General features: G+C 61.3%; 6 protein-coding genes. All 6 read left to right on the forward strand.

What is annotated here, in order from left to right:
* Nucleotides 1-5: 5 nt before the first annotated feature.
* Nucleotides 6-2,072, forward strand: a complete 2,067-nt coding sequence (flgK, locus tag V3H56_RS07660) for a flagellar hook-associated protein FlgK (protein ID WP_047737644.1) — start codon at nt 6-8, stop codon at nt 2,070-2,072.
* Between the two features lie 13 nt (nt 2,073-2,085).
* Nucleotides 2,086-3,651 carry a flagellar hook-associated protein 3 gene (locus tag V3H56_RS07665; RefSeq protein WP_042729465.1) on the forward strand — a complete coding sequence of 522 codons (1,566 nt, stop codon included), beginning with the start codon at nt 2,086-2,088 and terminating at the stop codon, nt 3,649-3,651.
* A 108-nt stretch (nt 3,652-3,759) separates the two neighbouring features.
* Nucleotides 3,760-7,341, forward strand: a complete 3,582-nt coding sequence (locus tag V3H56_RS07670) for a glycosyltransferase (protein WP_047739512.1) — start codon at nt 3,760-3,762, stop codon at nt 7,339-7,341.
* A 63-nt stretch (nt 7,342-7,404) separates the two neighbouring features.
* Nucleotides 7,405-10,308 carry a TIGR00180 family glycosyltransferase gene (locus V3H56_RS07675; protein ID WP_047737643.1) on the forward strand — a complete coding sequence of 968 codons (2,904 nt, stop codon included), beginning with the start codon at nt 7,405-7,407 and terminating at the stop codon, nt 10,306-10,308.
* A gap of 318 nt (nt 10,309-10,626) precedes the next feature.
* A complete protein-coding gene (locus tag V3H56_RS07680; protein ID WP_042729478.1) occupies nt 10,627-11,553 on the forward strand; it encodes a ketoacyl-ACP synthase III in 927 nt (308 codons plus the stop codon).
* A gap of 337 nt (nt 11,554-11,890) precedes the next feature.
* Entirely contained in the window at nt 11,891-12,739 is an 849-nt protein-coding gene (locus tag V3H56_RS07685) for a flagellin domain-containing protein (RefSeq protein ID WP_042729463.1), read from the forward strand.
* Nucleotides 12,740-12,759: the final 20 nt, after the last annotated feature.

Consider the following 12,759-nt stretch of genomic DNA (forward strand, 5'->3'; position numbering starts at 1 on the left):
GAACCATGAGTTTGCTCAATATAGGGATGTCAGGTCTGTCCACAAGCCAGACCGCGTTGGTGACCACGGGTAACAACATTGCCAACGTCGATACCGCCGGGTATTCGCGTCAGCAGACCGTGCAGACGACCAAGGCGTCGAACCAGTACGGCAACGTGTTCATCGGCTCTGGCACCACCCTGGCCGACGTGCGTCGGGTGTATAACTCCTACCTCGAAGCACAGCTCAAGACCACCACCTCGCTCAACAGCGATGCGGCGGCCTATCAGGGGCAGATCACGCCGCTCGATTCCCTGTTGTCCGACAGCGGCACCGGCCTGAACGGCGCACTGACCAAGTTTTTCGCCTCGGTGCAGAACGTCAATGCCAAGCCGGGCGACGACGCTTCCCGCCAGTTGCTGCTCAGCGATGCCCAGGCCCTGAGCAACCGCTTCAACTCGGTGGCCAGCCAGTTGACCGCGCAGAACGACAACATCAACGGCAACCTGTCGAACATGGTCGACCAGATCAATAGCCTGGCCACCACCATTTCCCAGTTGAACAAGAAGATCTCCGAAGTCTCCAACTCGGGCGGTGCGCCCAATGACCTGCTGGACTCGCGCGGCGAAGCCATTCGCCAGCTGTCGACCTTCACCGGCACCCAGGTCGTGGAGAACGGCAACAGCCTGGATATCTACCTCGGTTCCGGCCAGCCGCTGGTGATGGGCAACATCACCAACACCCTGCAAGCGGTGCCGGACAAGAACGATCCGGGGCGCATCGGCATCCAGCTCAACAGTGGCTCCAGTTCCATGGACCTGACCCAGGTGCTGACCGGCGGTGAGATCGGTGGCCTGATGCGCTACCGCAGCACCGTGCTCGACCCGGCCATGAACGAGCTGGGCCGTGTGGCGCTGGTCGTCGCCGACCAGATGAACAGCATCCAGGCCTCGGGTATCGACAAGAACGGTGCCTTCGGTTCCAACCTGTTCAGCAGCATCAACAGTGCCGCGCAGATGAGCCAGCGCAGCGTCGCCGCCCTGAACAACAGCGCCGGCGCCGGCAACTTCAACGTGTCCATCGAGGACACCGGCAAGCTGACCACCAACGACTACAAGATCACCTTTACCAGCGGCAGCGACTACACCGTCCAGCGCCTGCCCGATGGCACCTCGATGGGCGCGTTCAACACCGCGACCACGCCGCCACCGGTGGTCGATGGCTTCTCGCTGACCTTCGCCAACGGCACCGCGGCCGCCGGCGACTCGTTCAAGATCACCCCGACCCGCAATGCGGCGGGCAGCATCAAGACCGAGATGACCGATTCCAAGCGGCTGGCGATTGCCGCGCCGTTGGGCGCCGCCATCGCAGCGGGCGGCAGTGGCACGCTGACCATTCCGGCCAGTGGCCAGCCGGCGATGACCACCAAACTGGACATCTACGACGAAGCCACCACCAGCATCATCCAGAACGGCATCCAGAACTCGATGCCGGTCAAGGTGGTGTTCGGCGCGACCTCCGCTGACGGCACGAGCCAGGGTTACCAGTTGCTCGATGCCAAGGGCGGCACGATCAGCAGCGGCACGATCAAGCCTGGCCAGAGCAACACCCTGAGCCTGAGCGTTCCACTCAAGGACGCCAGCGGCAACCCGATCATGGACTCGTCCGTCCCGCCGGTGCAGCGTACCGTCTCGTTCGACATGTCCATCGCCGGCGCGCCTTCCCAGGGGGCGGGCATCAACATCAGCCTCAGCCAGGCCGGCAGCCTGGACAACCGTAACGGCACCGTCCTGGCCGGTTTGCAGACCGCCAAGACCGTGGACACCAATTCCGGCAGCAAGGGCATTTCCCTGAACGATGCCTACGGCAAGCTGGTGGAAGGTGTCGGTGCCAAGGCCGCCCAGGGCAAGCTGGACAGCGCCGCCACCGGCGCCATCCTGAACAACGCCAAGAGCGCCCGCGACTCGCTGTCGGGCGTGGACCTGGACGAAGAAACCGGCAACCTGGTCAAGTTCCAGCAGTACTACACCGCGTCTTCGCAGATCATCAAGGCTGCGCAACAAATCTTCAGCACATTGATCAACAGTCTTTAAGGACCCGTAGCCCATGCGCATTTCTACCTCTCAGTTTTACGAAAGCACGGCTGCGAACTACCAGAAGAACTTCGCCAATGTGGTCAAGACCAGCGAAGAGGCCAGCAGCCTGGTACGGGTGAACACGGCCGCCGATGATCCGGTGGGCGCTTCGCGTCTGCTGCAACTGGGCAACCAGGCGTCGATGCTTTCGCAATACGAAGCGAACGTCACCACGATCAAGGCGACCCTGGGCACCACCGAAGCGGTCATGACCAGCATCGGCAACGTGCTGCAACGCGCCAAGGAATTGGCCGTCAGCGCCGGCAACGCCGCCTACACCGACTCCGACCGCAAGGCGGTGGCCTCGGAATTGGGGTCGATCGAAGAGCAACTGCTGAGCCTGATGAACACCAAGGACGAGAACGGCAAGTACATCTTTGCCGGCTCCAAGGGCGATGTCGTGCCGTTCACCCGCAACGACGACGGCACCTACAGCTACAACGGCGACCAGGTCACCTTGGACCTGCCGATCGGCGACACCATGTCCATGGCCACCAACAGCACCGGCTGGGAAGCATTCCAGCAAGCCGTCAACACCAGCCGTAGCCAGGTCACCATGACTGCGCCAGCGGTGGATGATGGTCGCGTGGTGTTGACCAACGGCCAGGTCTCGTCCGCAGTGACTTACAACAGCCAGTTCCGCAGCGGTGAACCGTACACCGTGGAGTTCGCCAGCGGCACTCAGTTGAAAATCACCGATTCGAGCGGCAACGACGTGACGGCCGAAGCCAGCAAGGGCGGCGTCATCAACCCCAACACCCAGGCCGGGCAGACCGTGAGCTTTCGCGGTGTCGACCTGACCTTGAACGTCAACCTTCATACGGGCGACGCGGCCGGCACGGTGCTGCCTGGTCATACCTTCACCCTGGCGGCCAAGCCCGACAGCTTCACGCCGGCCCGCAGCCCGGGCAACACCACGACGACCCAGATCACCGGCAGCACCATCACCGACCCGGTGGCCTACCACGCCAGTTTCCCGTCGGGGTCGGCCGTGATGAAATTCACCAGTGCCACGGATTTCGACCTGTACGCCGCGCCACTGACCGCCGACAGCAAGCCGGTATCCAGCGGCACCCTGGCAGGCAACGTCGCGACCGCCTCCGGCGTGAGCTTCACGCTCAACGGTGCCCCGGCCGCCGACGATCAGTTCAGCATCGCGGTCAACACCCACGAGACCCAGAACATCCTGGACACCGTGAACCAGTTGCGCTCGGCATTGGAAACGCCCGTCGATGGCAACAACATCGCCGGCCAGAAACTGAACGCGGCGCTGGCTTCGGCCATGGGTAACCTGGCCAGCGGCACTGACCAGCTGACCAGCGCGTTGAGTTCGGTCGGTGGTCGTGGCCAGTCCCTCGACACCCAGAGCGACACCAACCAGAGTTTTGTGTTGGCCAACTCCCAGACCCAGTCGGCGATTCGTGATTCCGACCCGGCCGAAGTGATGACGCGCCTGACCTTGCAGCAGACTATGCTGCAGGCATCGCAGTTGGCGTTCAGCAAGATCGCTCAATTGGGTCTGTTCAACAAAATCTGATCCGGGGCAGGGACCGTGACGCCAGCGCGGTCCCTGACTCGCTCCTTATACGATTCAGGACGTCCTGCTCTCGCCTGAGTTGACGCCCGCCGGTTGAGAGCCATGCGTGTGAAATCAGCTCCTCTTGTCAGTATTGCCATCCCCGCGTTCAACCCACGCTTTTTCACTCTCGCTTTGCAAAGTGCGCTCGACCAGACCTACGAGAACCTGGAGATTGTCATCTGCGACGACTGTCGCACCGATGAAGTCGAGCAGATTGTCCAGACCCTGGGCGCGGGTTCCAACGTCCCCGTGCGCTACCTGCGTAACCCGCAGCGGCTGGGATTCCAGCAGAACCTGTTGCGCTGCCTTGAAGAGTCCCGGGGCGAATTCATCAAGTTCCTGTGCGATGACGACCAGTTGTTGCCGCTCTGCGTCAGCCAGCAGGCGGCGATGCTGCAGGAGCATGCGCAAGTGTCGTTGGTGGTCAGCAAGCATCACCTGATCGATGCCGACAATTACGCCTTGCCGATCCGCTTGGAAAACACCGGCATCACCCAGTTCGATGCGCTGTTCAACGGCACTGACATGCTGGCGTATTTTGAAAAAACCACCCGCAATATTCTCGGCGGCTTCAGTGGTGCGTTAATGCGCCGCACCGATGCCGAGGCCTTGCTGCCCGCGTTGGCGCGGGCCGGTGAAGGTTTCGAGGCTGTCCTCGATTTCGCCCTGTTCATCTGCCTGTTGCGCCGCGGCAACCTGGTCCAGCTTTATGCCGAGGGCAGCGGCCAGCGGTTGCATCCGGATCGCCTGGGGCGTCAGCCCAAGATGCTCGATGCGGCCACGGTGGAACTGACATGGCTCAAGGAAATGCTCGCCCAGCGCAGTGGCGAGCCGGCGCCCGCCAGTGGCTGGGTGCGTTACCAGACGCTGGGGCAGCCCAAGGAGCCGGGGGCACCGGAGTGGGAGGAGGTCAACGTCTACTCGATCATTGCGACCCGGCAGGGCGTTATCGGTTCGCAAGTCGGTACGGACATCGAAAGCTACGCAGACCTCTACGTGCAGTGGCTGGAGTGCCGGCGTTTCAGCCCATTGCGCAAGCAAGTCCTGTCTCGACAGATCGCCCGCTGGGCCTATCGTCCGAGGATAGTCCCCGTCATCATCGACGCGCAGGACGATGCCTATGCGCTGGGGATTACCCTGCAGAGTATTGCTGCCCAGGCCTATGCCTGCGAATCGGTGCTGGTGTTGTCCAATGGTCGCCAGTCACTGGACAACCATGTCCTGCGCCTTGGGCTGCAAGCAGATTGGGCGCAGCAGCTCAATGGCTTGCTGCCCCAGCTGGACGGTGCCGACTGGTTCTACCTGCTGCAGGCCGGCGATCGCCTGACCGAATCGGCGCTGTTGATAATGGCCGACCGGATTGTCGGTTCGCCGGGTGCGGTCTGTCTCTACAGCGATGAAGGCGCGCTGGTGGATGAAAAATCGGCCGAGCCGATCTTCAAGCCCGACTTCAACGTCGACCTCATGCGCGGCTATCCCTATGTCGGTCGGACACTGGCGTTCGAGCGCGAGCGATTCCTGGCCTCGGGTGGGTTCGATCCGAGCCTGGGCGAGTTGGCCCCCCATGACCTGGTCTGGCGACTGGTGGAAACGGACGGGCCGCAAGTCATTGGGCATATTCCCGAGGTCCAGGTCGAGTCGATGTTCTCGTTCGCCCAATGGCTCTCGCTGCCCGAGGTCATCGAGCAGAACGCCCGGCTGGTCGGCGCTCACCTGCAGCGCATCGGCGTACCGCACCGGCTGCATCCGGGGCCGCTCCTGGCGTTGATCCCGCGCATCGAATATCTGTTCGACGAGCGGCCGCTGGTGTCGATCGTCATCAGCGTCAAGGATGACCTGGGCGCGCTGGAACGCTGCGTCAACAGCCTGATCAGCACGACCACGTATCCGCACTACGAAATCATCATCGTCGATAACGCCAGCGAGAACGCCGAGCTGCAACATTGGTTGCGGGCAATGGCCGAATTGGGCAGCGACACCCTGCGAATATTCACCCACCCGGGAAGCGACAACGAAGCCGTGATCCGCAACTTCGCCGTGCAGCAGGCCCGCGGTGAATACCTGTTGTTGCTCAACCCCAATTGCATCGTGCTGGAAGCCGCCTGGCTGGACGAGCTGCTCAATCATGGGCAGCGTCCCGAGGTTGGCATCGTCGGGCCCCGCACACTCAACCAGCAAGGGCGGGTCATCGATTCCGGCATGATCATGGGGCTCGGTGGCCTGGCGGGCAGGGCCTTTGTCAACGAGTCGGTCACGTCAGGCGGCTATATGCAACGCTTGCAGACCGTGCAGAACTGGAGCGCTGTCGGCGATCACTGCCTGTTGGTGCGCAAGCAGGTGCTGGAGGAGACCGGTGGGTTCGATGAGTCGATCACGACGCAGCGCATCAATGCCCTGGAACTGTGCCAGCAGGTCGGGAAAAACGGTTACCTGATCGTTACCACCCCTTACAGTGACGTGGTGCTGGCGTCTGGCGTGGAAGCCAGTCGCGATGCCTCCTGGAAGCAGCGGTTGGAGCTCGAACAGGAGGCGTTCTATCAGCGCTGGTTGCCCAGGATCGCCAATGATCCTGCCTACAACCGTAACCTGACCCTGACCGGGAAAAGCTTCAGCCTCGAACCCGGACCCCGCACCGGCTGGAATCCCTTGATTACCCGCAACGTGCCTTCGATCCTGGGGATGGCGGTCAATACCTCGGCGGTGGGGCACTACCGTGTCAGCCAGCCGTTGTTCGAACTGGAAGCGGCAGGGCGGATCGTGGGACGTGTTGCCTACGATACGCCTTCGATCATCGATATCGAGCGTCAGTCACCCGATGTGATCGTGCTTCAAGGTCGCTATAACGTGGGCAAGTTCAAGGACATCGCCCAGGTCAAGAATTACTCCAAGGCCATGCGCATCTACGAATTGGATGACTACATCGCCAACGTCCCGGAAAAAAACGAACACCGTCGCAATATGCCGGACAACCTCGAAGACTTGCTACGCCGGGGGATCGCCCAGTGTGATCGGGTGGTGGTTTCCACCCATCCGCTGGCGGACGTCTTGTCCAGCATGCACCACGATATCCGCGTGGTGCCGAACATGTTGGCGGCCGGCCTGTGGCACCAGCTCAGAAGCCTGCGTGCCACCTCCAGCAAGCCGCGTATCGGTTGGGGCGGCGGCACCAGCCACCGTGGCGACCTGGAGCTCATTGCAGATGTCGTGCGTGAACTGGCTGACGAAGTCGAATGGGTTTTCTTCGGCATGTGCCCGGATCTGCTCAAGCCCTATATCCATGAGTTCCATCCTGGCGTGAGCCTGGCGGCGTATCCGGCAAAGCTTGCCAGCCTGAACCTTGACCTGGCCCTGGCGCCGCTTGAGTTTCATGTTTTCAATGACTGCAAGAGCAACCTTCGCCTGCTGGAGTACGGTGCGTGTGGCTATCCGGTCATTTGCTCGGATACCGAAGCTTACCGGGGGCATTTGCCTTGTACGCGGATTCTCACCAACAGCAGCGAAGAATGGCTGGAGGCGATCCGCATGCACCTGGCAGACCCGATTGCCAGTTACCGGATGGGCGACGAATTACGTGAAGTGGTGCTGCGCGACTTTATCTTGCGCGGCGATAACCTGCAGTACTGGGCCAACGGCTGGCTGCCGGATTGATGGGTTTCAACCTTGAAACTCCCGGTGTCGCTGATGCGGTCACCCACTCGTTAAGGAATGAATATGCAAAGCAATGTCCCAACAGGATCGTCTGCGCCGTTGAATGAACGGTTGACCCTGGTGCTGCTCGCTCACGACCAGTCGACTGCCCTGCGGCGGGCGTTGCACCACTACCGCGACGGTTCATTCGCCGTGCTGGTCATCGACTCGTCCAGCCAACCCGGCGGCGACATCACGGCAGCGTTCCCAGGCGTGCAATACCTGCATGCACCCACGGCCACGGGTTTCGGCGACAAGGTTCGCCAGGCTGTAGAGCGCGTCGCCACGCCTTACCTGGCAGTGGCCGATGCCGAGGATTTCCTGCTGCCCCAAGCGCTCGAGCAGGCGTTGCAGTTCCTTGAGGCACACCCCGACTACAGTGCCTGCCAAGGCTACAGCCTGGCGTTCGAGGCCCACGCCGATCGTGTCGACTACTACTTGCTCGACCGCAAGGGCTGTGATGACTACCGCGGAGCATCGGCCGAAGCGCGACTGGCCGCGTTTGCCGATGATTGCCCGTCGCTGGCCAATGCCCTCGTGCGCACTGAAACCCTGCGGCGCAGCTACGCGTCGTTGCCCACCGGTTTTGAGTCACGATTGCAGGAAGCCGGCCATACCTATGGTGTGGTGAGCGAAGCCTCGGTGCGCCTGCTGGACATTCCGTACGGTGTGCATGAACGCGGTCGCGTGGCGCCGCCGCGAAGCCCGTCCGCAGTGCCGGGTTCCCAGGACCTGCGCGCGGCCGCCGAACAGGAACGCCTGGCCACGACGTTGGCTAGCGCATTGGGTGCGGGAGCCTCGACGCGCGAGCACGCCAAAACCATCGTGAAGAAACTGGCCGAGCGCTCGGTGCCGCAGTCTGGCAAGCTGTTGGAGTCTGCTTGGGATTCGCGGCGTGGCGAATCGGTTCGCCGGTTCGAACCGACGCAATACGTCGAGATGCCTTTCTATAACCGGGCGTTCTTTGACGAACTCACCGACCTGGAATTCCTGCTTCATGCGGCGCCAAGCGGGCAGGTGCAGTTGAGGGAGCTGGAAGCGGTCATGCTCAAGCAGAAGGAGCTGTCTCGCCCCCAACGCAATGCCAGCGCCGAGCCGCTTGATGAACAACTGGCGAGGGCTTTCCTCAGCTATGCGTTCAACCAGGACCTGATCAAGCAACTGCTCGAACTCATGCAGGCCAAGGGTGACAAGCGCTACGTGCAAATGCTCCAGGCCTGGGACCAACGGCTCAAGGCGGCGGCGTTTGAAAATACTGCGAGGTTGTTCGACACCACGCGCTCCGGCCAATTGCTGGCCTGGCTCGAAGCGCGTGAGCCGAGCGCCAGTGACGCCCGGAAAGTCTCCAAATACCTGGCCGCCCGCAACGGTGGCCCGACGTTCGGCATTTTGATCCTGGACCTGGACGCCGACATCTTCAAAATGCAGGCGACGTTCGACAGCGTCATCAATGGCTATTGCCGGGCGTTCAAGATTGTTGTGTTTACCACCGGCGATCTGCCGGCCGAGACCACGTCAAAGAATGTCCTGCATTTCGTCAAGGTCAACGAAAGCAACTACGTCGACAAGATCAACCAGGTGGTCAGCCAAAGCGATTGCGATTGGATGGTCATGGCCGAGGCCGGTGATGAGCTGACGCCGGGCGGCCTGTTCCGCGCGGGTGTGGAATTGCTGGGCGCTCCACAGTGCCAGGCTGTGGCAATGGATGAGTTCCAACGTCAGCCCGACGGGACGCTGGCCGATGTGTTCCGGCCAGGGTTCAACCTCGACTTGCTGCTGAACGCCCCGGCCTTGATGGCCCGTCATTGGCTGGTACGCCGCGAGACGTTGGTCAGGCTCGGCGGCTATTCCCGCGAGTTCAAGCAAGCGATGGAGTTCGACCTGCTGTTGCGTTTGATCGAGCAGGACGGCCTGGAAGGGCTTGCCCACCTGGATGAGCCTTTGCTGACCTGTCAGGCGCCGGCGGTGGAAGACAACGCCGATGAACGCAAGACGTTGCTGCGTCACCTGGCGGTGCGTGGTTATCAAGCCGATGTGAGCGCGTCGGTGCCGGGGACACACAAGATCGACTACCGCTTTGCCGAGCGTCCGATGGTGTCGATCATCGTCCATGGCATCACCGACCTGACGCCGCTGCAGCGCTGCTTGCTCAGCGTGCTGCAACGCACCCGGTATCAGCGCTACGAGGTGTTGGTTCCGCTCGTGGCGGCCGAGCACGCGACGCTGCGCACCTGGCTCGGTGGCCAGGGGCATCAGGCCAGTCGGGTGCGGTTACTGGAGATCGAACCCGGCGTCGCAACGGGGTCGTTGATCAACGCCGTCAGCCAGGAGGCCAAGGGTGACTATCTGGTGACCCTGGCGGCCGACAGCGAGGTGCTCAACGTCAACTGGATCGAGTCGTTGCTCAACCAGGCCTTGCGTCCGGAAGTCGGTGTGGTCGGCGCCAGGCTGATCGAGCGCGATGGGCGTATCAGCCAGGCTGGCTTGATCCTGGGCTTGAATGACGAGGTGGGCTCGCCTTTCATCGGCGAATCGAAAACCGCCAAGGGCTACATGAACAGGCTGGTGGTCGAGCAGAACTGTTCGGCGGTGTCGTTCGCCTGCCTGATGATTTCCCGGCAGTTGTTCAACGCGGCCGACGGCATCGACAGCGGACTGTTCGACGAGGCCCTGGGGGATGTCGACCTGTGCCTCAGGGTGGGCCAGGCGGGTTACCTGACGGTCTGGACGCCCCATGTGCAGGTCATCCAGTCCGGCGTGCTGGCCAGTACGCCCGAGGCGCTTGCGGCGCTGCGTGGCAAGTGGTCCGGGGCGTTCGCTCAGGACCGTTTCTACAACGCCAACCTGTCGCTGCAAGGTGCGGGTTTCGCCCTGGGACCGGTGCGCAACGTACCGTGGACCGAACTGCTCGACGAACCTGCCGCCTGACCTCGCTGCTCAGCGTCGGCAGGGTGAACCTGCCGGCGCACTTGCCGAAGTACCCCACTCATCACCCGATGCCTGCCCGCAGTCTCTGACGGACGCGGGCAATGACACGGCTTCGTTTGTCATGAAAAAATGCCTCTGCGGGACAAAACGGCGTGACGCATAGGTCATAAAGTGCATCTTCACTGTATTGTATTCCGCGGAGTGGAGGCCCGTTCGTTTGCCTGGCAATGGCCTGCGCCCTTGGAAATCAACCATTTTGAAGCGCCCCTGAGCTTTTGGGGGTGGAACCTAGTCGCAGTTTATGATCGGGAAGCCATGATGATTGGCATAAAAAGCATAGCGAGTTACGTGCCGACCGCTGGCGTGGATAACTACGCTCAGGGTGCCAAATTCGAGAAGGATGAGGAGTTCATCCTTGGCAAGATCGGTTCGGCGTTCCTGCCGCGCAAAGACGCCGACCAGGAAACCTCGGACCTGTGTGTCGAAGCCGTGAACGCCTTGTTCGCCAACAACCCGCAGCTGTCGCGCGAGTCCATCGACGCGCTGATCGTGGTCACCCAGAACGGTGACGAAGAAGGGCTGCCCCATACCGCGGCCATCGTGCAGGACAAGCTGGGGCTGCCGACTCACGTGGCGGCATTCGATATCTCGCTGGGCTGCTCGGGCTACGTCTACGGTATCTACGCTCTCAAAGGCTTCATGGAGGCCGCTGGGCTGAAGAACGGCCTGTTGGTGACGGCTGACCCTTATTCGAAGATCGTCGACCCTGAAGACCGCAACACCACCATGCTGTTCGGCGATGCCGCCACGGCCACCTGGATGGCCGAAGGGGCCAACTGGCAGTTGGGCAAGTCCAAGTTCGGCACCGACGGCTCCGGCGCGCCGCACTTGAAGGTCAGCGACGGCGTGTTTTTCATGAACGGCCGCCAGGTGTTCAATTTTGCCTTGTTGAAAGTGCCGGCCCATTTGCACGAGCTGCTCGATGAATCCTCGCTGCAAGCCAGCGACATCGATGCCTTCTGCATCCACCAGGGCAGCGCGGCGATTGTCGATGCCGTGGCGCGCCGTTTCGAGGGTGAGCCCGAGAAATTCATCAAGGACATGGTCGAGACCGGCAACACCGTATCGTCGAGCATTCCGTTGCTGCTGGAGAAGCACGTGCTGGATGCCGACTGGAAGCGCGTGGCGATCAGCGGTTTCGGCGTGGGCCTGTCGTGGGGATCGGCGATTCTCTATCGCGACTGATTCACACCGGAACATAAATGTGGGGGCGGGCTTGCCCGCGAAGGCGTCGGTACTTCAGCACAGATACAAGCTGATCCACCGCCTTCGCGAGCAAGCCCGCTCCCACTTTTTTTGCCTGCGATTTCATGGCTCAGGTTTTTGACGCCATTTTTCAGCGCTTCGCTCCACGCTAAGCCCTTGTTTATCAAGGGGTGGCAGTCTGCTAGCAAATTTTTTGAAAAAAGCCCTCAAGCAAGTTCCCAACCCGACGATAACTATTACGAAGGTTCTCTAGGCCACACCCCGGCGGTTGCCAAAGGGCCGGAAGCCGCAGTACCCAACCAACGAGGAATTCGTCATGGCTTTAACAGTAAACACCAACACTACTTCGCTGAACGTTCAGAAGAACTTGAACCGTGCTTCCGACGCTCTCTCCACTTCGATGACTCGTCTGTCTTCCGGCCTGAAAATCAACAGCGCCAAAGACGACGCCGCCGGCCTGCAGATCGCTACCCGTATGACCTCGCAAATCCGCGGTCAGACCATGGCAATCAAAAACGCCAACGACGGTATCTCCATGGCGCAGACCGCTGAAGGCGCGATGCAAGAGCAAACCAACATTCTGCAGCGTATGCGTGAACTGGCCATCCAGTCCCGTAACGATAGCAACAGCGCAGATGACCGTATCGCTCTGAACAAAGAGTTCTCGCAGATGAGCGACGAACTGACCCGTATCGCCAACAGCACCAACCTGAACGGCAAGAACCTGCTCGACGGTACTGCTAGCACCATGACCTTCCAGGTTGGTTCGAACACCGGTTCCGACAACCAGATCTCCCTGACCCTGAGCGCCAGCTTCGACGCCGCGGCCCTGGGTGTTGACTCGGCAATCACCATCGTTGGTTCCGACAGCGCTACTGCTGAAACCAACTTCTCGGCCGCAATGGACGCAATCACCAGCGCGATCGACACCATCAACAGTGCTCGTGCCGACCTCGGTGCTGCTCAGAACCGTTTCGCCAGCACCATCTCCAACCTGCAGAACATCAACGAAAACGCCAGTGCTGCACTGGGTCGCGTACAAGATACCGACTTCGCTGCTGAAACTGCACAACTGACCAAGCAGCAGACTCTGCAGCAAGCGTCGACTTCGGTTCTGGCCCAGGCCAACCAACTGCCATCCGCTGTACTGAAGCTGCTTCAGTAATAGCTGGATGAGTTTTAGCG

Origin of the sequence: Pseudomonas sp. MS646 (genome assembly GCF_036693845.1) — a bacterium.
GTDB classification, from domain to species: Bacteria; Pseudomonadota; Gammaproteobacteria; order Pseudomonadales; family Pseudomonadaceae; genus Aquipseudomonas; species Aquipseudomonas chlororaphis_E.